At 41.2% G+C, this 22,168-nt stretch carries 14 protein-coding genes and 1 CRISPR repeat array; of the genes, 8 read left to right on the forward strand and 6 right to left on the reverse strand.

What is annotated here, in order from left to right; genetic code table 11:
- The first annotated feature begins 32 nt into the window (after positions 1–32).
- Positions 33–1,670, forward strand: a complete 1,638-nt coding sequence (locus ACFFRD_RS27315) for an alpha/beta hydrolase (RefSeq protein WP_392478691.1) — start codon at positions 33–35, stop codon at positions 1,668–1,670.
- 36 nt (positions 1,671–1,706) lie between these two features.
- Here ACFFRD_RS27315 and ACFFRD_RS27320 read toward each other — a convergent pair whose 3' ends face one another.
- Positions 1,707–5,003: an ATP-binding protein gene (locus ACFFRD_RS27320; protein ID WP_392478693.1), complete on the reverse strand. Its 3,297-nt coding sequence runs from the start codon at positions 5,001–5,003 to the stop codon at positions 1,707–1,709.
- A gap of 995 nt (positions 5,004–5,998) precedes the next feature.
- Between ACFFRD_RS27320 and ACFFRD_RS27325 the strand changes: the two genes are divergently transcribed.
- The 3 genes from ACFFRD_RS27325 to ACFFRD_RS27335 all read left to right on the forward strand — a co-directional run bounded on the left by ACFFRD_RS27325 (position 5,999) and on the right by ACFFRD_RS27335 (position 8,258).
- Positions 5,999–7,114 (forward strand): response regulator, encoded by a 1,116-nt coding sequence (locus tag ACFFRD_RS27325; protein ID WP_392478694.1) that lies wholly within the window; start codon positions 5,999–6,001, stop codon positions 7,112–7,114.
- Between the two features lie 348 nt (positions 7,115–7,462).
- Positions 7,463–7,642, forward strand: coding sequence for a chlorophyll a/b-binding protein (locus tag ACFFRD_RS27330; RefSeq protein WP_012407782.1), 180 nt, complete (start codon positions 7,463–7,465; stop codon positions 7,640–7,642).
- Positions 7,643–7,934: 292 nt separating this feature from the next.
- On the forward strand, positions 7,935–8,258 hold the full coding sequence (locus ACFFRD_RS27335; protein ID WP_114080697.1) for a hypothetical protein: 324 nt from the start codon (positions 7,935–7,937) through the stop codon (positions 8,256–8,258).
- 366 nt (positions 8,259–8,624) lie between these two features.
- Positions 8,625–9,316: direct repeats of the CRISPR family, unit length 37 nt; unit sequence ATTGCAATTATCTTAAATCCCTATTAGGGATTGAAAC.
- Between the two features lie 82 nt (positions 9,317–9,398).
- Here the strand turns inward: ACFFRD_RS27335 and ACFFRD_RS27340 are convergent.
- The 3 genes from ACFFRD_RS27340 to aroA form a co-directional block, all read right to left on the reverse strand.
- Entirely contained in the window at positions 9,399–10,988 is a 1,590-nt protein-coding gene (locus tag ACFFRD_RS27340) for an alkaline phosphatase D family protein (RefSeq protein ID WP_392478696.1), read from the reverse strand.
- A gap of 226 nt (positions 10,989–11,214) precedes the next feature.
- A complete protein-coding gene (locus ACFFRD_RS27345; RefSeq protein WP_392478698.1) occupies positions 11,215–11,766 on the reverse strand; it encodes a PEP-CTERM sorting domain-containing protein in 552 nt (183 codons plus the stop codon).
- 542 nt (positions 11,767–12,308) lie between these two features.
- A complete protein-coding gene (aroA, locus tag ACFFRD_RS27350) occupies positions 12,309–13,589 on the reverse strand; it encodes a 3-phosphoshikimate 1-carboxyvinyltransferase (RefSeq protein ID WP_392478699.1) in 1,281 nt (426 codons plus the stop codon).
- 232 nt (positions 13,590–13,821) lie between these two features.
- Here aroA and ACFFRD_RS27355 point away from each other — a divergent pair, with 232 nt between their 5' ends.
- From ACFFRD_RS27355 to ACFFRD_RS27370, 4 genes are all read left to right on the forward strand, one after another.
- Complete coding sequence (locus ACFFRD_RS27355) at positions 13,822–14,673, forward strand: DUF928 domain-containing protein (protein ID WP_392478701.1); 852 nt, start codon at positions 13,822–13,824, stop codon at positions 14,671–14,673.
- Between the two features lie 47 nt (positions 14,674–14,720).
- Positions 14,721–16,949 (forward strand): CHASE2 domain-containing protein, encoded by a 2,229-nt coding sequence (locus tag ACFFRD_RS27360; RefSeq protein ID WP_392478703.1) that lies wholly within the window; start codon positions 14,721–14,723, stop codon positions 16,947–16,949.
- 272 nt (positions 16,950–17,221) lie between these two features.
- Complete coding sequence (locus ACFFRD_RS27365; protein ID WP_114080691.1) at positions 17,222–17,527, forward strand: hypothetical protein; 306 nt, start codon at positions 17,222–17,224, stop codon at positions 17,525–17,527.
- A gap of 871 nt (positions 17,528–18,398) precedes the next feature.
- Positions 18,399–18,755: a hypothetical protein gene (locus ACFFRD_RS27370; RefSeq protein WP_114080690.1), complete on the forward strand. Its 357-nt coding sequence runs from the start codon at positions 18,399–18,401 to the stop codon at positions 18,753–18,755.
- Positions 18,756–18,854: 99 nt separating this feature from the next.
- Here ACFFRD_RS27370 and ACFFRD_RS27375 read toward each other — a convergent pair whose 3' ends face one another.
- Positions 18,855–19,202 carry a cupin domain-containing protein gene (locus tag ACFFRD_RS27375; protein WP_114080689.1) on the reverse strand — a complete coding sequence of 116 codons (348 nt, stop codon included), beginning with the start codon at positions 19,200–19,202 and terminating at the stop codon, positions 18,855–18,857.
- Positions 19,199–22,093, reverse strand: a complete 2,895-nt coding sequence (locus ACFFRD_RS27380; protein ID WP_392478705.1) for a glycerol-3-phosphate acyltransferase — start codon at positions 22,091–22,093, stop codon at positions 19,199–19,201. Before ACFFRD_RS27380 ends, ACFFRD_RS27375 begins: the two co-directional genes overlap by 4 nt.
- Positions 22,094–22,168 lie beyond the last annotated feature (75 nt).

A 22,168-nucleotide genomic window follows, 5' to 3' on the forward strand; every position in this document is an offset into this window, starting at 1 on the left:
CGTAATCAATGTAGTATCTAAAGCGGTGTGTAATGACTCATCTTATCGGTAAAAAAACTGTTTGGCAGAAATTGGCTTTAAGAATTTTTAGTATGGCATTGCTGCCTACATTAACTACTTATCCTGCTTTTGGTGCAGAGCGCCTAAAATTTAGTTATGGTGTTTTAGAAAGGTCTATCCCCATTAGTTCGCTTGAAAACTATGCTAAAACAGGCAATGTAGATGATGATTTTGCTGGATATAGTAAGTATGTAGACAAAAAACAACTAACTCAACTGCGGAAAGTTTTACTAACTCGCATTCCCTTAAATGAAGTAGAAATTTCGCAGTTTCTTTATACACCAATTGGTGAGCGATTATTACAAAGATTGGGGAAAATTATTCAGACAGAATCTAGATTGTCAGGCTTTTATGCAATTCGCTCGGCACTAATTTTATCAGCCGCAGATAAAAACGATTTCACTCTATTAAATATATTACAAAAGTTTCCTGCAAACTCAATTTCAATAAACTTAAACCAGACTTTAGAAATAGTAGAGACATTACAAGATTTAGTAAATCAAACTCAAAATGCAGTAGCACTTATTAACGAAGAATCTCAAAAAAATGTAATCACTGTTTCTAAGCTTGATTCTATTCCCTTGATGGACTTAGGAAAAACCGGAAGTTTTCGTTTCTCCAAGCAAACTATTACCCTTAATGACCTTTCACGTAATAGAAGATTCTTAGCTGATATTTACCTCCCAGTTGCTCCAACTCCTGGGAAGATCATTGTTATTTCGCATGGACTTGGTTCTGATAGAACAAGTTTTGCATATCTAGCTGAACATCTCGCTTCTTATGGTTTTGTGGTTGCTGTTCCAGAACATCCGGGTAGTGATTCAAAACAACTACAAGCATTATTAAAAGGTACAACAAATCAAGTTACTAACCCTAGAGAACTTATTGATAGACCTTTAGATATTAAATATTTACTAGATGAACTCACTAGGTTATCTAAGTCTAATCCAACCTTTCAAGGACGTTTAAATTTAGATCAAGTTGGTGTGATAGGGCAATCATTTGGTGGATATACAGCTTTAGCATTAGCTGGTGCAAAGATAAATTTTGAGCAATTGAAAGCTGATTGTCCAGCTTTGGAGGATACGTTAAATGTCTCGCTATTACTTCAATGTTTGGGTGTTAATTTACCAAATTATCAATATAATTTATCGGATACAAGGATAAAAGCAGCAATTGTCATTAATCCAGTTGGTAGAAGTATTTTTGGTCAGGCTAGCCTTAGCCAAATCAAAATCCCTGTAATGATTGTATCTGGCACTTCTGATACTGTTACTCCGGCTTTACTAGAACAAATTCAGCCTTTTACTTGGTTAACAACTTCAAATAAGTATTTAACGCTTATCAATGGCGGGACACACTTTTCTACGATTGCCGAATCACCCAATTCAAGCATTCCTATTCCTATACAAGCAGTCGGTTCAAGTCCAGTTTTAGCACGTCGCTATGTTAAAGCTTTAAGTGTTCCTTTCTTCGAAACGTATATTGCTGGACAGCCAAGTTACCTTCCATACTTGAGTACAGAATACGTTAATAAAATTAGTCAGCAACCACTACCGTTAAGTCTAATTACATCTCTGACATCTGAAGAACTAAAAAATTATAAATAACCTCTAATAAAGATGAAGCCAACGCGCTTTGTGCATCTACGTTTTTGGTTTATTTATTTTTTTTGTACTCCCTAATGCAATAATTTCTTCAAAGCAGAAGCAGTCTACCAGATTGGTTAGTGCCACGATCAGATGATCGTGCTGCTCAGGAATTTGTTCAATCAGCATAAGAATTTCTTTAGCATTTATTCGGAGCGCTGCCTGATGCAGTTGCTCAATCCAGTCGCTAGGCATGACGCTTAAATCTGCAACCGTTAATTTAGGTGTGATGAATGAAGCGTTAGAAGGCCAAGATGCTTTTTCCTGATTTTCTCGTTCATCAGCATAAACATAACGAACACCCAAATATTCAGCCATCTTTTCAAAAATTACGGTTGTCCGAAATGGCTTACGCACAAAGTCATCAAAACCTACGGACAGCGCTGTTAAGCGGTCTTCCTCAAATGCGCTTCCGGTCAATGCAATGATAATTGGAGTTTGAGCGCCTGTTGCTTTAATATGTTTGGTTGCCTCAAATCCGTTCATAATTGGCATCCGTAGATCCATCCAAATGAGGTGAGGCGACCAATTTTGCCAAAGTTCGATCGCAGCTTGACCATTTACCGCTTCCCGTACCTCAAAGCCAACGGGTGTTAATAACTCAACTAGAAGCTGCCGATTTTCTAGTTTATCCTCAACAATCAGAATGCGATAGCTGGGTTGTCCCTTTTCTAAACCGATAACTTGCCGACTTGGTGCAGGCGTTGGCAAGGTATCCATAATTACTGCACGAGTTCGGATATCAAAGGTAAAAATTGAGCCTTTTCCGAGCGTGCTATTCACCCTTATATCTCCGCCCATGAGCCGCACAAATCGCTGGCTGATGGGTAATCCAAGTCCAGTCCCTTCCTGAGCTTTTTGTCCCGCCTCTGTTTGGACAAATGGCTCAAATAGACGATTAAAGTCAGAATCAGCAATACCGCAACCTGTATCTTCGACGCTGAAGTTCAGGGTGATGGGTTCATCTGGTGTGATGTTTTGGTTAGGAGTTTCTACCCGCAAGGTTACTTGACCGATCCGCGTAAATTTAATTGCGTTTCCTAATAGATTAACTAGAACTTGGCGTAATTTACTCTCATCGGCGCAGATGTATTGGGGGATGGTTGGCGATCGCTCCAAAATGAGTTTTAATCCTCTAGATTGGGCTTTCAATGCAAACATCTGTTGCAGACGATCCAAAAGCCCGTACAGGTCAAAATTTGTTTCACTGAGGATAACTCGACCTGCTTCAATTTTGGACATTTCCAATACATCATTGATTAAGGTCAGTAAGTCTTCGCCACTGCGGTTGATCGTGTCAAGATATTCCTGTTGCTGTGAGTTGAGCGATCGATTTCGCAGCAGCAGTTGGGTAAAGCCAAGGATGATGTTAAGAGGAGTCCGCAGTTCGTGGCTCATATTAGAGAGAAACTGGCTTTTGGCGAGGTTGGCAGCATCTGCGGTTTCTTTGGCTTGCTTGAGCGCGGCTTCGGTTTTTTTCTGCTTGGTGATATCACGAGCCACCCAAAGCACTGTATTGTCAGATAATGGCGAAACACTAGCTAAAAACCAAGTTTCTCGATTCTTGTTCGCTAAGTGGTATTCAACAAAAACATTCTTGCGACTTCCATCAGGGTTTCGGGGTTCTTCTTTTAGATGCAGTGCTTGCTGAATGGCATCAAGTATTAAATTGGCGATTTCTTTCGGTAAAACTTCATCAACTTTTTTGCCAATGCGATCCATATCAGGCTTATAAGCAAAAGATTGTGTTAGCACATACTTTGTTTGCACATACTTTTGGTAACGTCCCTCTGCATCAAAAACCACTACCATATCAGTCATAGCAGCGAACATTAACCGGAGTTCTGCTTCGGATGTTTTTAGTGCTGCTTCTACTTTTCGGCGATCCCTTTGGGCAGCTTCGCTAACGCGAATTTCCCTTTGAAGTTGGGCATTTTTCTCTCCAAGTTCTCTGGTGCGTTGCGTGACTCGGCTTTCTAATTCTTCGTTGGTTCGTGCTAGGGCTAAAAAGGATTCACGCAACTGATGAGCCATAAGGTTAAAAGACTCCGCCAAAGAGTTTAGCTCGGTTGTACTGTTCACAGAAACCTTTTGATCTAAGTTTCCGGCGGCGATCGCTTTGGCTGTACTTCCCAGTCGGAGAATTGGCTGTGTAATCCAGTGAGCGGTAAGAATGCCCAATCCAGTTGCAAGTGCAAACGCAACTAGACAAAGCAAAATTGTTGAACGAGTATTGGCATTGATTTGATCCATGAAATCCCGTTCTGGGACAACTACGACGATTAGCCAGTCCAATCCCTGCTGCTTCATCGGTACAACTTGTAAAAATTGCCGTTGACCCTCAATGTCAAAATCTAGTTGTTGTTTTTCGGTAATCTGGGTTAAGTCTACAAAGTGTTGCTGCAAATATTCAGCAGTGCGTCGCGTCAAAATATCATTACTGGCGATCGCCTGAACTCGAACCGGATTCTGATCTATGATTGGGGCTGTCGGATTTGCAATTACGTAGGGTTGTTGAGTGGCAGAACTCCCAACCAATAATCCTGTTTGGCGTTCTAGGATGAAAGTTTCACCCGTTCGCCCGATTTTGAGACTCCGCAGATATTGACTAATCCCAGTCAGTGAAAAATCGACAGCAGTAACGCCGAGCAGATTGCCGCCATCATCATAGATTGGCAAGCTGGCATTTAGCACATATTTGGGTGTGGCAAACAGTTTATAAATTCCACCCCAGCTAGCTGTCTTAGACTTAACTGCCGATTGATACCACGGACGAGTCCGAGGATCGTAATTAGGCTTGGATCTTAAAAGTTGAGTGTAATGTCCTGGTTGATCTGCGGCATAAATCCGAATTTCATTTCCAGTGGACTTACCTGAAAGTTTCACCTCAAACTTACCATCATCCGCCCTTTGAACTGCAACGTGTTCACCATATTCTGACCCAACGTAAACTGCTGTCACTGTGTCAAAGGTCTTCAGTTGATACCAAAGGTGTTGTTCTAATGTTAATAATTTTTGGATATTAAGTTCACCCAGTTTAATGGCATTAGCATTTAGTTGATTGATTTTATGAGGCGTTTCAACATATACCTTTAGGTACTGCTGGATTCGAGCCGTGATTTCATTTCGGAGTTGGATTGCAACTTCATTGACTGCTCGTTGCCCATTATGTATTGATAGCCACCCAGTTAGCCCTACGGCTAGAGAAATTTGCAGTACAAACGGCACTACAAGAATGTGGCGCAACTGCACATTTTTAGTCAGCTTTGAAAATCGAAGGGTGAAAGAAGGCATATCCGAATTCCTGAAATTAAACAGCAATGTTGGGGTAATAATATTTACACAAAAGCCTCTTAATTTTGATGAATTATATTTGGCATAATTATAGAAGATGAACTGTCTCAGATGATATTACCCTCTTGGGTAATATTGAGAATTAATACATTACCTTATTATGTGAGAGTTTGAATTTATCTTTTTCTTAAAAAGTTCAAAATCTTCTAAGTCCTTCTCCTTTAAGAAACGCTACATATAGCTTGCTTGTACCGAGCTAAGAGGATGTTTGAAAAGTCCTCTTGTCGGTATCAAAAATTTTAGATCCCCCTAAATCCCAGGGCCGTTTCATTCCCTAAAAGGCTCTGATTTACAAGCGTTTCAGGCAAAAAAGTCAGGTGACTAAAAAATCTGATTGGGCAAGAAAATCGCGATCACACTGAAATTTAGTCGTTGAGGTGGTAGCTTTTCGATTAGCAAATCAAGCAAATTTCTAACTCCTACTCTTGACAAAATCTCTAAGAGATCGAATGAAACAGCCCTGCCCTAAATCCCCCTTCAAAAGGGGGACTTTGATTCCGGTTCCCCCCTTTTTTAAGGGGGGTTAGGGGGGATATAAAGTGCCTAAAGTTACAGCGAAATACTTTTCAAACAACCTCTAACTCTGGTACGCTGCCTAGCTACTCAATCTTGAAAAATCAAGTTAAAAAACGGCTAATAATAAGGTTATAACTTGATTTAAAATGGTGAAAAAATTATTTTAAATAATTAAAATGAAAAATTTTTACGTATATAGTTTATTTTTAATTACTACTAATAAAAATAACTTAAGTAGGTAAACGGATAGAAAACAATAATATAAACAAATGTAAATTTATCAGTGCCTTGGAAATTACAAGTATCATCAATAGATTTGTTACATGAATGGAATTTATTATCACTTATAATCCATAATTTATTTACATTACGTTACCACTAGCTTGATAATTAACGACTCTCTTAGCCCTTTGAGAAGTATGGAATTAAGCCAATCATCCAAGGGAGACATTCTCATAGTTGATGACACTCTAGATAATCTTCGCCTTTTATCAGCAATGCTTACCGAGCAAGGATACGAAGTGAGGAGTGTTACCAATGGTTCTATGGCGTTAATTGGTATACAAGCTCAACCTCCAGATTTGATTCTGCTCGATATTACCATGCCCGGAATGAACGGCTATGAAGTATGTCAGCGACTCAAATCTAATCCTCAAACACAAGAGATTCCTGTCATTTTTATTAGTGCGTTGAATGAGGTATTTGATAAAGTGAAAGCCTTTTCGGTTGGAGGCGTTGATTTTATTAACAAACCTTTTCAGATTGAAGAGGTGGTTGCTCGAATGGAGCATCAACTCAAACTTTGCCGCTTACAAATGCAACTCCAGGAGCAAAATCGGCGCTTGCAGGAGACAGAAGCAGAACTAAGGCGATCGCTCGATCATCAAAAAGCGCTGAATCAACGCATCGAGGAAATGGTGGCGCTAGAAGAACGCAATCGCATTGCGCGTGACATCCACGACTCTCTAGGACATTCCCTCGTAGCGCTAAATGTGCAAATGGAAACAGCATTAACCCTTTGGGAAACCGATCCTAATCGGGCGCGATCGTTTTTATTAGCAGCGAAAAAATTGGGTTCTGAAGCTTTGCAAGAGGTACGGGAATCAGTTTCGGCAATTCGCTCCGATCCACTCCACGGACAATTACTCGAAAATGCGATCGCTAACCTTGCAGAGGAATTCTATCACCTCACCGATGTCTTACCATACTGCAAAATTGATTTGTCACAACCGCTTTCCGATTCAGTAAATCATGTTGTGTATCGCATTATCCAGGAAGGGCTAACCAATATTTATAAACACGCCAATGCCACAGCTGTTCAAATTAGAATTCAAACAACGGCGGGGGGGCTATCGTTGATACTCCAAGATAATGGCAAAGGCTTTGAATGCGATCAATCCGTTGCCGGATACGGACTCCAGGGAATGCGAGAACGAATGGCTACAGTAAATGCCCAGCTAGAAATTGTCAGTAAACCGGGCGCTGGTTGTCGAATTGTTGCTAACTTTGCCAGAGATGAGGGAGGAGGAGGCTGACAGGTGTAGGTTTTTTATTTATGCATGAGTGGGCACTCTTAAACAGAGTTCTAAACGTGGTTCAAATAACGAAATTTCGTTCTTGGGTGGAAAATCAGAAATTAAAATTTGAGTTCTCAACCAACGGAAAAACCCTATTTCAGCCACATTTGTTAAATACCTACACCTGTCAGCCTACCCCTCCCCCCTCTGCCTCTTCTCCCTGCTCCCTTCCCCCTGTCTCTTCATGGAGCAGATTTTTCTTCAGCTTTTCTTTATTCACCCAATGTTGCATTTTTTTAAACATCTGTTACATTACTTTACAGACAGTTACAACTGCTACAACACTTGAACTTTGGAGTTTTACTCATGACAGGTTTTAAGAATCCTGCGCCTATTGTTTCAGAAGATCCTAATGCTGTGCGTTTTGGCTTCACTCCTCAAAGTGAAAATTGGAACGGTCGTCTTGCAATGATTGGTTTTTTATCTGCGATTTTGATTGAAGCTTTTTCTGGTCAAGGGTTACTCCATTTCTGGGGCATCCTCTAAATTGATCGTAGTAGGGGTACACGGCTGTCATTAGTGTTTACTGAAACCAAAACCCTTTTAAAACCTCATTTCCAGGTTTAACCTGGATGGGCTGCAACTGCTTACTGGCTTTGACTTGAAGTTGACATCAATGCACAGTTGCGACCCCCTACTAACCATCTATATTCCACACACATCATTCGTTGCTAATCTATGGCAGCTGTTGAGATTGGTGCAAAATACCAGATTTTTCCGGTTAAGCCAAAATATAAGTGAATAACTACTTTACATTGAATATGTATAGCTAAAACTCATGGAAATACCCCAACGCGTATCTGTCCGCTACAAAGACGCGTCTTTCAATAGCAACGAGATCCGCTTAAGAACCTTCCGGCTTGGGTTACAAATATGGGAAGAACAAACCAAACCGAGAAAAACAGAGCTTTATCAGTTTATATCGTCTTGCTTGAAACAAGTTGATCGGCAAGATCGTTTTATGTTTTCTCTACTGTTCATAGAATTAACAGACATGATACGTAATTCTTCGCTGGAAAGGGGAACGAAAGAGGTTTTGATTAAAACAGCTTTTAGGGAGTTTGCTTGTGCGATAACAGACTTTGAAGACGTTGGCAAATAAAGTTAATCATGAGGGTGCTGGTATTCTGTAGATGTAGCCCACCCCGGCATCACTCTAACTAATCGAGTAGGGTATTTATAAGTAAGCAGCTTTCCAATCAGATTAGTTTTTTTGCTAAATGCGCGGATGGGTAGGTGTTGGGGAAAGGATAACTAGAAAAATGGCTGAACTGTGCTATATGCAAGAACTTGGGAGCGATGCCTGCGGCGGGCTATGCCTACGCATTTCCAACCATCCGCGCACCTTATGGAGACTAGTTTTCAGCCATTTGCCTCTAGCAAAATCACAATTCATCGTGTTATCATTTCAGCATTCGCGCAACCGAACCTTGAAAACCAAATAGGGCAAAGCTTTCAGAAGCCAGCGATTGCAATTATCTTAAATCCCTATTAGGGATTGAAACTTGCTAACTGGAAATTTGAAGCTATCTCTGCTCATTGCAATTATCTTAAATCCCTATTAGGGATTGAAACACTACTACCCAAGTTGGTAAACAAGTATTGTGAATTGCATTGCAATTATCTTAAATCCCTATTAGGGATTGAAACTTATCGATAATTGAATCCTATTAGAAGGATTCATATTGCAATTATCTTAAATCCCTATTAGGGATTGAAACCCACTAGCGGCAATTAACAATCCTATTAGAAGGATTCATATTGCAATTATCTTAAATCCCTATTAGGGATTGAAACTCCAGGGGTGGGACTGTTTACGGGGATGGCTACCTTACAAATTGCAATTATCTTAAATCCCTATTAGGGATTGAAACATATATTAGCCAGTGGGAACAAGACCATCAACAAAAATTGCAATTATCTTAAATCCCTATTAGGGATTGAAACGGTAGGTAATACCAAATATCGCCCACATTACAATTGCAATTATCTTAAATCCCTATTAGGGATTGAAACGTAAGTATGGCGGTGGAGGTACTACAGGTGGAGGCAATTGCAATTATCTTAAATCCCTATTAGGGATTGAAACGACATTTAGGGTTAACCCAAGTTAGTATATTAAAATTGCAATTATCTTAAATCCCTATTAGGGATTGTGAAAATGAAAACACAGATGAACACTGATAATTTATCTGTATCCATCTGTGATTATCTGGTGTCAATACCTGGGAATTTTAAACCATTAAACTTGTTGTATTTCTGGACGACCATCTTCAACCACAAATGAAGCCCGCTTACTAAGCGTGCCAAATGGGGTTGTGACATTTGACATAACCAAATAGTCTGTCTGCCAGTTTGTGGGAGTCAGGGAACAACGAACATAGCCCCGTTGATTATTGAAAAACTTAATGTGTGGGTTATCGGGTAAGTAAGCTTCAACTGCGGGGGTGCTGTCTGAGCCATCACCACCAGAGCTAATTGAAGAACAGACGAATTCACTGCCAACTGTGGCGGATTGTGGATTATCAAAGTTAGCTTTGAGATTCATCGCCCAGTGGGAATGTACATCGCCTGCTAAGGATACTGGATTAGAGGGCTGGCGCTGTCCGAGGAAAGCCATGAGGCGATCGCGCGAAGCTACATAACCATCCCATTTATCCATGCTGTAAGTTCCGCCTTCTCCTGGTTTCATGTCTCGTTGAGCAATGGGAACCTGCTGTGCCAAAACATTCCACTTCGACTGTGAGCTATTTAAACCATCGAATAACCAATCCTCCTGTGCTTTACCGGTAATGGTTGCATTGGGATCTAAATTCTCTGGGCAACGTTCTTTAGTACCATCACCACAGGGCTGATCGGTGCGATATTGGCGGGTATCTAAAACATGGAAGGTGGCTAAATTACCAAAGGAAAGCCGACGGTAAAGTTGCATATCAGGGCCAACGGGACGCGAGAAGGGGCGCAGTGGCATGTGTTCGTAGTAAGCCTGATAAGCAACAGCCCGCCGTTGCAGGAAAATTGCTCGATCCTGATCTGGTTCAGTATCAATTTCTGAAATATTGTTGGCGTAGTTGTTTTCTACTTCGTGGTCATCCCAGGTAACAATCCAAGGAAATGCTGCATGGGCTGCTTGCAGATTGGTATCAGTTTTATAAAGGGCGTGACGGTTGCGGTAATCTTCTAAGGTGAGAATTTCTGTACTATTGTGCTTTCTGGGACTAGTAGTTGAGATTCCCCCTTCATAGATGTAATCACCAACATGCACTACTAAATCGAGGTCGTCCTGTGCTAGATATTTGTAGGCAGTATAGAATCCCTGCTGATAGTTTTGGCAGGAGACTAGACCAAAGTTAAATTTACTCAAATAGCTATTTGCTAAAGGTGCTGTCCGAGTGCGGCCAATAGGGCTAGCATCTTGACCAACCAGAAATCGATACCAATACCAAGTATCAGATTGCAGTCCTTCTACCACAACTCGCACTGAGTGAGCTAGTTGTGGAGTTGCAAGTACCGTACCTCTAGAGACAATGCGCCTCATATCAGGATCAGTTGCTACTTCCCAGCGAATTGGCACATTCACAGGTTGCATTCCTCCTCCCTCTAAGGGTTCAGGAGCGAGACGAGTCCAAATCACTACGCTGGTAGGATAAGGTTCGCCCGATGCTACACCCAAGGTAAAAGGATAATTAGAAAATCTACCTGTAGCGATCGCTGTTTGATGAGAAAATTGATTAGCGATCGCTAAACCAGACAATGCTCCTGCCCCGATAATTAAGTTGCGTCGTTTCATTCGACTATGCAAGAACTGCTCAAAATTCCGGTAATCTACCATTCTCTACTCCTGAGTAACAGGTAAGTTAAAGCGCAGCAACAGCTAACACAAAGAAGGCAGGGTAATCGTAGGCAAACTTAGTAATTAATTCCCTTACCAAAATCAGGTTTTAATTCCCATTTTTCCCATTATTATCAATGTGTTAGATGTTATGTCGCTACAGAAAAGCCTACTAATAAGAGATTAATTTTTGGCAAAGAAAGCATTAATATCAACTTAATGAAGGTTAGATTTTAACCTTTTTCATCAATGTTACTTTTCTCTTCATCATCAAGCCAAAGCTACAAGCAAAGAGAGCGCCAAATAAAGGTGTAGGTTCAGGTACTTGTGTATAGGAAACTTTACCTGATATGGGTTCAGCATCTGGAGAAGTTCTAGAGAAAATTGTAAAATCTTCACCAATGATTTCGTAACTGATAGAACTAGCAGGATTAGATTTATCGTTGAACAGATAATCTAATGCAAAAGATGTTTGTCCTGTTAAAGATGTGGTTTGAAATGCAATAGGAAAGTCTGGATAATTCGTATCATCTTGTTCTGTGTAAATGGTAGAATCACCATCAAATTGAAAAGAGAGCGACTTAATAGTAGCTTCGGGAGTATAGTCATTACTCAGAGTTGAGTCGTCAAAGCTAAAAAAGCCATTACCCTTAGTTATAGGACTATCAACTGTGAAAGCGTAATTAATAATTGCAGCAGATACAGATTTTGCATCTACAACAGCAAAACCTAAAGTTAGGCTAGCAGCAGCAATGGCTAATTTTGAAACTATTTTCATTTCCATTTTCCTCACAATAAACTGATATCACTGATTAGAATAGTGATAGAAATTAATGATTCTTCCCTTTTTAAGAAAGAGAAATAAGTCTCCAAATAATTGGATGCACCTTATATTAAAATTGCGAGTTTAAGCAGACTTTAATTAGAGGTAAAATAAGATCAAATTTAAGTTTGCAATATATAAGGCTTCTCCTACTCTGCGGGAAGCCCTTTGCGTCTATATCATATAGTTTTGTGTAAGGGACTTCCAAATAAAAAAATATCCCAAAACTGACGCAAAAATACTCTCTATTTCTTCCTCTGTGTTCTCTGCGTCTCTGTGGTTCGTTTTGGATAACTGATTTGTTGGAAGTCCCTAAGTCCTATAAAGATTATTGAATTCAGCAAAAACCTTTTCAAATAAAAATCTTCGTTCGTATTCAGGACTAAAATCCTAGCTTTGGGGACATTAGTCCCCACTACAAACTACTTATTATGAGTCATAACCCACAACTAAAATCAAACACGAAATGAAGACAGTCGCTATAGAATACTACTCAATTATTCTTCTAACATTTTGAAGAATCGAGTAAAGTAATCTGGAAAAGTTTTTGCTGTACAACCAGGATCTTTAATTACAATTCCTGGAACCTTCAAGCCAGTGACAGCAAAAGCCATCGCCATTCGATGATCGTGATAGGTTTCAATCTCCGCTGGGGTAATGGGGCCAGGCTCAATTTTTAGTCTATCTGGAAATTCTTCAACCTGAACTCCTAGTCGACGCAACTCTGTGACAACAGCTTTAATTCGGTCAGTTTCCTTATAGCGAATATGTTCCACGTTACGAATGGTAATCGGTGAACTGGCAAAGGGCGCGATCGCAGCTAATGTTTGCACCAAATCCGAGATATCATTCATGTCAATGTCGATGCCTTGCAATTGCTTCGGCCCCGTCACTTCGGTGTAATCATCCGAATCTTTAATTTGGCAACCCATCTGTTCTAAAACATTCAGCCACAGAATATCACCCTGACAAGATTGTTTCGTCAAATGTTTGACGCGCACCCTTCCCCCCGTGACGGCGGCGGCGGCAAAAAAGTAAGAAGCATTTGACGCATCGGGTTCTACTGTATAATGTTGAGCTTGGTAACGTTGACCCGCTTTGATCTGAAATTGATTATCGCCGATTTGATTCACCTCCACGCCAAAATCTGCCATCAGGCGACAGGTCATTTTGATGTAAGACAGAGAAACCAGTGTACCCTCAACCTCAAAAATCGTATCCTGTTGAGCATAAGGCGCAATCATCAGCAATGCCGAAAGTTGCTGACTTGTTTGGTTAGCTTTTAAACGAAAATTTCCGCCAGCGAATCCTTGGCTATAGACGGTGTAGGGCATAAACCCAGAGTTTCCCTCAAAGTTAACGGTTGCTCCACCCGTTTGCAGCACCGTCAGCATGTCGCCCATCGGCCGTTCTCGCATCCTGGGAACCCCATCTAGGCGATATTCACCGTTACCTAATGCCACCAGCGCCGAGATAAACCGTGCTGTAGTACCTGATAAACCCACAAATAAATCTGCCTGTTTCGCTGGGATATCGCCTCCCCTTCCTGCAACCTGAATCTGGGCCAGATTAGGATTCAGAGTTATGGGAATACTCAATTCCTCTAAACATTTGGCAAAATACTCGCTGTCTTCACTAAATAAGGCATTTTCTAAAATGGAGTCACCTTGTGCCAAAGCAGCCACAAGCAACGCCCGATTGGTAAGACTTTTAGAACCGGGAATTTCTACCGTGGCATCCACTGGCCGATTTAGAGCAGGAATTGCAATGGTATCCACGTTAAACCTCTACGTAGGCGGTTAGCTACAACTTTATATATTCCCATATTGTGACCAAAAGGGGGAGGGGCGGGAAGAGGTAGGGGAGCAGGGGGAGATGAGGAAGAATAACCAATGCCCAATGCCCAATGTCCAATGCCCAATAGTTTGTAGTTGAGTGAAAAATTTGATCTTGCTTTTGGGAATACTTAATTTATTCACTTGAATAATTTAGAACTTAGACATTATCAATATGAAACGGATTAAACCATTCCTATATTTTCTAAGCTTTTCCTTCCCTTTGGGTTTGCTTTCTGCTTTAACAGCACAGGTACACGCTCAGTCGTACCATCCCAACAAAACTTGGCAAATTAGTCAGGCATTTAAGCCACCACAGCGAGGCAAACCTCCTGCAAGTGCTGGTGGTTCTACCCGTGGCGGCTCTTGCCTAATAGGGAAAAAATTAATAACTCCCTTAATGCCTCCAGATAAATTAGGGCTGACATTTGCTCAATATCCAACATTTTTCTGGTATGTACCTCCATTTCAAGTTAAAACAGCTAAGTTTGTGCTGCTAGCTGAAGACCAGAATGTATTTTATGAAACGTCTTTTAAGCTTCCTCCTAAACCTGGAATTATTAGCTTCAAACTTCCTGAGAGTTCCCCCGGTCTTACTGTAGGTAAAACTTATCACTGGTATCTAACAATTGTTTGTAATACTCAAGACTCCAGCGATAATCCGACTGTAGAAGGTTGGGTGGAACGCACTCAACCAGGCTCATCGTTGTCGGAGGCGTTAGCAAAGGCAAATGTGTACAAGTTACCCACCATTTATGCAGAAGCTGGGATTTGGCATGAAGCGCTGACTAGTTTGGTGCAGCTACGCCGGACTGAGCCGAATAATTTTAAAGCGAAGCTAGATTGGAGACAATTTTTCAAGTCTGTAGGTTTGAGTGCGATCGCTTCAGAACCATTGATCGATTGTTGCACATCTAAGAAAGAAGGGCATGGGGCATTGGGCATTGGGCATGGGGCTAAAGCAGAATTCCCAACTCCCAACTCTTCAACAGACGCGATTAATCGCGTCTCTACTCCTAACTCCTAACTCAGCACGGGCTGAACGCCCCGCTACCGCTAACAGCACTAAATCTTATGTGGGCAAAGCTGAAATCGCAAATCTGGCAATGGCGTGGTGTTTTACTTGCTGTCCCCAATATTACAGCCCTGGTGATTGCACTACGTTTGACTGGATTACTGCAATTATTGGAATTGGCAGCACTAGATCAATTTTTTCTCCTTCGTCCACAAGAATCGCCTGATACCCGCATCGTCATAGTTGAAATTAATGAGGCAGATATCCGTAAGCAGAGGCAGTGGCCTATGTCTGATGGAAAACTTGCCAGTTTGTTAGAGAAAATCAAACAGCAACAACCCAGAGCGATTGGTTTAGATATTTATCGTGATTTACCCGTCAATCCTGGTCATGAAGCTTTACTTAAGGTGTTTAAATCTACTCCAAATTTGATTGGAGTCCAAAAAGTCTCTGATACTGTTGATAGTTCGGCAGTTGATTCGTCTCCAGAACTAAAGCGACTCGATCAAATTGGGTCAAATGATTTACCCATAGATGGGGATGGCAAAATTCGGCGATCGCTATTATACGTAAATTTAAATAATGATCAGATTCTGGAAAGCTTTGGGTTAAAGCTGGCATTGTTGTACTTGAAACCTGAAGGCATTACCGCCAAGCCATCAGCAACTAACTCTAATTATTTGCAGTTAAATCGTGGTGTTTTCCCGATTTTTGAAGCTAATGATGGGGGTTATGTCCGAGCAGATGCGGGAAGTTACCAAGTTCTGTTGAACTACCGAGGACGGATACAGCAGTTTACTAAAGTTTCTCTGGGCGAAGTTCAAGATAAACCCATTCCACCAGACTTAATGCGGGACAAGGTGGTGTTAATTGGTGCTACTGCTGAGAGTTTGAAGGATCTATTCTATACGCCCTACAGCAGTAATGTCTTGACCGATCCAGAACGAATGGCGGGTATAACAATTCATGCTAATTTGATTAGTCAAATTTTAAGTGCGGCAATGGATGGTCGTCCATTGATTAAGTGTTTACCTGAGCCACTAGAATGGCTATCAATTTTAATTTGGTCAATTATTGGTGCTAGCTTGTGTTGGCTACAACGCCACAGTAGCAACCAGAAAACCCTTATGGCTGTTAGTGTTCTGCTAGCAGGTGGCGGTTTAATTGGTGGTAGTTTTCTTGCGTTTTTGGCTGGTTGGTGGATTCCTGTTGTCCCTTCATTGCTGGCATTCACTGGTTCTGCGATCGCACTTACTCAGTATATTGCTCAAAGCGCTACCGAGATGCGAAAAACCCTCGGTCGCTATCTAACTGATGAAATCGTCTCCAATATCCTAGAAACTCCTTCTGGGTTAAAGCTAGGGGGAGAACGGAGAAAAGTTACGGTTCTTGTGTCTGATTTAAGAGGATTTTCGGCTATTTCCGAACAATTACCGCCTGAAGAAGTAGTAAAGATTTTGAATCTTTATTTGGGAACAATGACAGATGTGATTAATCAGTATAAAGGCACGATTAATGAGTTTATGGGTGATGGCATTTTTGTGATATTTGGTGCGCCAATTAGCCGCATAGATGATTCCCAAAGAGCGATCGCTTGTGCTATTGCTATGCAATTGGCAATGCAGCAAGTAAACGAACAAAATCGGCAAATGAATTTCCCAATCCTCGAAATGGGAATTGGGATGAATACAGGCGAGGCCGTAGCGGGAAATGTTGGTTCTCAAAAACGCGCTCAATATACAGTTATTGGCAGTCATGTTAATTTGGCTGCTCGAATTGAATCTTATACAGTGGGAGGACAGATTTTAATTTCTGAAAATACCTGTAAAGATGCCAATATTGACCTTCAAATTGCTGGACAACTACAAATAGAACCCAAAGGGATGAGACACCCTGTGACAATTTGTGAAATTCGTGGCATTGGCGGTAAATATAATTTATTCTTGCCTCAAGATAATGAAGAAATAATCATTCTCAATCAAGAAGTACCTGTAAAATACACCATTTTGCAGGGAAAATATGCAGTGGGCAAAGTATTTCTGGGAGCATTGATTAGCCTCTCGGAAAAAGGGGCGCAATTGCGATCGTTAGATTCTTTAGAAATATTGAGTAATCTCAAACTCAAGCTATTGATTGAAGCAGAAATGGCTACAGAAGAAGAACATATCTATGCCAAGGTGATCCAACAGTCTAATGTTGACAAGCATCTTTTTCTGCTTCGGTTTACAGCCGTTCCCCCAAAAGCGATGGCAATGCTCAATGCACTCCGTCAGCCTGAGTCAGGTTAGGGCATCAATATTTAAATGGTAACGAAGGGAGGTGTATATAAATCAGGTTAACTGAAAAAGTAGGTAGTTCAGATTTTTTTTAAAACAGTAGCAATTGTTGCTGATGCAACCAAGCGATCGCGGTAAGATTTTGGACTTAAGCCCGATCCAACTCCAATAACTCCTTAATAATTCGTAATTTTTAATTTATGCTATAGAGCAACTAAGTTGAGTTATGGAGATAAAAATATGATTTTTTCTAAAACTGAAATTCCATTACATCCAAAGGACAAATGACGAACATAAACAACTTTCAAAGACTTGTAGAACTTGCAAACGAATATGGGATTATTTGCCAGCCAACACCAGAAGAATGCTTAATTGCATCCTTGCCTGGAGATGAAGATTTTTTATTAGCTTTTACTTGGTCTGGTGCAGTTGAAGGAGAGCCGCCAGAGCATGAATTAATAGCAATTAGTGTACAAGATATAGTTAAAGAAGTTACTGTTGCAGCTTGGCAGATTCCTATTTATTTATTCGGAAACGTTTTAAGACAGGCTCAAATGCTGGTTGCTGCTCACAAAGATTTTTTTAGCTAGCAGATAAGCCTCAATACTTTTCGGTTTTTGGGGGAAAATGTTTGAATTTACCTTTACCCTTTAACCTTTCCCCAGATCAAAAGAGAGATTGTTGGGTTTATCCCAAAAGTATTGAGATAAGCACCTATAGATTAAGGCATTTAAACTGGCATTTGCCCTTCGAAACCAAAAAGTTTTGAAGGGCAAATTGTCGGGTTTTTAGGTAGGGGAAATTCATGAATTGCCCCTACCAGAGAAACTTGTTAAATTTACTAGAATTGCTGTAGTTAAGAAAAGCCCTTTCAATATATAGATATAAGAGGTTGTTTGAAAAGTAGTTGGCTGTATCTTTGCACTTATTGATCCCCCCTAACCCCCCTTAAAAAGCAGGGCTGTTTCATTCCCTAAAGAGCGCTAAATATCAAGGGTTCTAGCGATTTAAAATTGATTATTTTGTTACCAGCGTGCCAAGAAAATGAACAATTTTACTGTTGTTCAAGTGCTTAAAAGTTCATCTTCTCGTCACCCTCACTTACAATTTTCTCGCTAACCATCTTGACAAATCCTGTTTGAAATGGAATGAAACAGCCCTGCCCTTAAAAAGGGGGGAAATGGAATCAAAGTCCCCGTTTTTAAGGGGGATTTAGGGGGATCTAAAAGGATTTGATACATCACTAAGAACTTTTCAAACATCCTCTAAAGTTTTTCGTTGATTAACAGAAGACGGAGATCGGAAAAAGCAGATGCTTCACTGGCAACTATTTACCGCAGATTATATCCAGATGAACTTCCCCAGTGCTGATATCTTAGTGATATTCCTGATAGACTTTACTTGCACTGTAAGATTTAATCGGATAACCTGAGCGATCGCAATTGTTTTCTAAGAAAATCAATGAACAAATTCCTACTGAGTTTGCTTTCTTCTCCTGTGCTAATTAGCTCCATTCTCTCTATGGGAGTAATGCTGAATCAAGCACAAGCTATAGAACCACAATCAGAAACCCAAACCACAGACCGTTTATCTTGTATCCGCAATAAACATAAAGTGGGTTTAGTATGTGCAAGAGCTTCTGTATTGGCTCAAATTCCTAACTACCAGCGTGAAATAGAGTTTTCTAAAGAAGACGCTCCCATGTTGGAGTTCAATGACGAAGAAAGCAATGTGGCAATCGACTTATTTGGCTGCGATTGTCCTGCTTGTATAAATTCTTTACGTCAGATGCGCGGCGCAACACCTTTGGTATATTAAGATTCTACAAATTTATCTTTGTTTTAAGCAACATCCACAAGCTTTAGTGAGGGTATAACATTGTTGAACCCTCACTAAAGCTTTTGATATTCCAATATATTACGCTGATTTTTCCACACGCAAACCAAAGTAGGTCAAAACAAGCTCAGTTGAGCCACTATTGACAACTTCATGTACCTCTCCCACTTCTATCGCCACGCAATTCCCTGGAAGCAGGGGGTATTCTGTACCATCAATATGAATTACTCCTGAACCAGCTTCCACAAAGAATACTTCGCACATATCTTGATGCGCGTGTGCTGGTGCGGTTTGTCCGGGAGCAAAACGCGCTTGAGAAAAGTTAGTTAGGTGAGGCAAATCGCCGAAGCGTAACATCACCTTTTTCTTAATTTCGGGATTGTGAGAGACAGATTCTTCTGGTAAGTCTTTCAGAGAATTGGTAATCATTCGGGTCTTAAATCGTTAGATAATTCCACAATACCCCTAGACCCATCAATCCTTACCCGTTGACCATCTTGCAAAAGCCATGTAGCACCCCGAACATCCATGACAGCAGGAATACCGTATTCACGAGCCACGATCGCACCGTGAGAAAGCCGTCCACCAACTTCGGCAATTAATCCCCCAGCCCTTAATAATAAAGGGGCCCAGCCGGAATCTGTATAAGGTACTACCAGAATTGTATCTCGGTCAATCTCTGGCACATCTTGTAAATTTCGCAACACCTTCACCCTGCCTTCAGCTTGCCCGTGACTGGCTCCAATCCCTTGTAAAATTTGGTCAGAGTAGAGTGCAGAAGGAGCTAAGGGGTGGGGAGGTGTATTGCCGTAAACTAAAAGTGGAATTTGAATGAACTCGCTATCTTGGACGAATTGCGATCGCCTCGATTCCACTAACTTATCTAACTCTTCAATCAACCTAAAATCGTCACCGACAACTAAACGCCGCACTTCATCAAAGTTGAGAAAAAAGATATCTCCTGTTTTCTGGAGTAAGCCGGATTTTAACCAAATCTTCTCTAAAGCGACAAAACTCCAACGCAATTCAGCTAACAGCCGTGAATAAACTTCGGTAACTCGCCCCTTAATATCCACACGCCGTTGGACAAAAGAACGTTTGCGTTTACCAGCAAAGATGCTATTAATCGCATCTTTAGCGCCCGATTGTGGTTCGTTCCCCTGCATTAATTGCACAAACATCTGCTTAATCATCTGGGGATTTTCCCGCCAAGTAGGAACGGAGATATCAGTTCCCACTTCACTTAAATACCCGTAATCCTGAAGTAATTCGTCAAATTCTTGCAGGATTTTCTCTCCCTCTGGGGTTTGCTTTAACTGCTCAAATACCTGCTGTGGTTCAAACTCAAGTAATACTTGCTTGGCATCTGTGGCTATTGCACTGAGCGATCGCAATGCCGCCACCTCTGGAGTCACGCTATTATCAATTTGGCCATCCTTCACCCGAAAAATCGCCTGTCGGAGGGCGGCACTTAAGGGGGCTAAAATGCTGTAATATGTCCCGTGGCGCAGCAACTCTAAAATAAAGTCAATTCTGATTAGCAACTTGGCTGGTTCCAAATTATCTACATTTTCCTGCGCCAACTGCGACAACCCAGGAATAAACCGTTGGTGATAATCCTGTTTGAAGTCTTTTTCTAAATTTAATTCCCGCTTCAGCAACCTCCCTAGTCCTGGCAAATTCTCCCAGGTTGACTGCAAGGAAGGTTTACTTAATTTAGCTCCTCTGGTTAAAAATTCCAGACTTTCCGGCGGCAATCCCATACGGAGAAAGATATTTCCTAAGAGGGATGCGTTAAAATAAGCTCTGGAATAATGCAGAGTTGCTGTTTCATTAAAATCTAATCCCAAAGCGCGATCGCCCAAAACTAGAGTAAAAAATTCTCCCCAAACTCCACAAGTTAAGGGACGATTAATTGACCATGTTAAGGGGTGAATTACTCCAGGGATCACTTCAGCAGCGATTTTGCGTGTCCAAATTGGTAGTAAAGTGGTGATTGGTCGAGATTGCAACACCCACAGCGTTTGACCGTCGTAACTCCATTCAATATCTTGAGGAGTGCCATGATAACGTTTTTCGAGTCGGTAAGCTAAATATGCGACTTGCTTAATTAATGCTTGGGGAACTCGTCCTTCACCCTCTAATTGCACAGAGGAAGATTTTTCTGTTTCAACGACAAAAGCGCGATATTGTTCTGGTGTGACTTTTCCCGAAACGATTTGCGTTGGGCTGCCTGGCAGGGCTTCAATGATGATTGCATCACCTTGTTGAGTAATGGGATCACGGCTGAAAGCAACGCCAGAATATACACTTTGGACTTGTTGTTGAATCAACACAGCCATTGCTGTATCGTTTGAGCCGCGATCGCGCCGATACTGTACAGCAGATGGATGATTGTAAGAAGCTTGAACTTGCGCGATCGCTTGCTGTAATGCCTCTGGGCTAGTAACATTTAAAACTGTTTCATACTGCCCAGCCGCAGAAGCCTGTTCTGAGTCTTCGCCAATGGCAGAAGAACGCACCACCAAGGGGGATAATTCTGATGGCTGGAGAAATTCTGTCAACACTTTTGGATCGTCGATTGGCGCTAGTACCCATCCCTTCGGCACTGGATAGCCCCAACGCTTAATTTGGGATAATGTAGCCGCCTTTTCTCCGACAATAGCAGCATCCAATTCTTCATCTAAAGAAACCATCGCGCGATCGCCCCGTAAAAATTCCAACATCGCTTGCGATTCTGTTTGTGCCTCTTGAACTGGTAAGTTCATATCATCTGGAATTTTTGCATAAATCCAGGCCATTAAACCAGCTAAAGCCGCAGCAGCAAGCATTCTGGGGATATCGTTTAGATGCAAAATTGCTACAAACAGTGGAAAGAGAAGCAAAACCCCATATTTGACTGCCTGTTTTGATTGCAGAACTGTAAAGCTAATACCTGCAAAGAAAGAGACAAACATTGCCACCAGGGGATCGTGTACGACAAATCCCCAGACGACATTTGTTGTACCTGCTCCTCTGCCTATCCAATATCTACCAATTACCAGAGCGATCAGGGCAATCAATTCCCAAAACGATCCCTCTGGGAAGAAAAGACGGGTGAGGAAAACTGCCGCAATTCCTTTAAAAGCTTCTGACAAGACTGCCAGAATTCCGACAAACTTACCGCCGTGATAAAAGGCCGCTGATACACTAATGTTTCGTGTACCAACTTGTGATAATTGCTTACCCGTAAGCGCGTAAGCTATCCATGCAATCAGGGGTAATCCGCCCAAGAGGGGGCAGATAATTAAAATAACTAAAACACCCCAAGGTTCAAACATTCTGGATTTTGGATTTTAGATTTAAATTTTCCATCTAAAACCTCAAATCTAAAATCTAAAGTTTTTCTGAAATTT

Source organism: Nostoc sp. C110 (assembly GCF_043099725.1).
Taxonomy (GTDB): domain Bacteria; phylum Cyanobacteriota; class Cyanobacteriia; order Cyanobacteriales; family Nostocaceae; genus Nostoc; species Nostoc muscorum_A.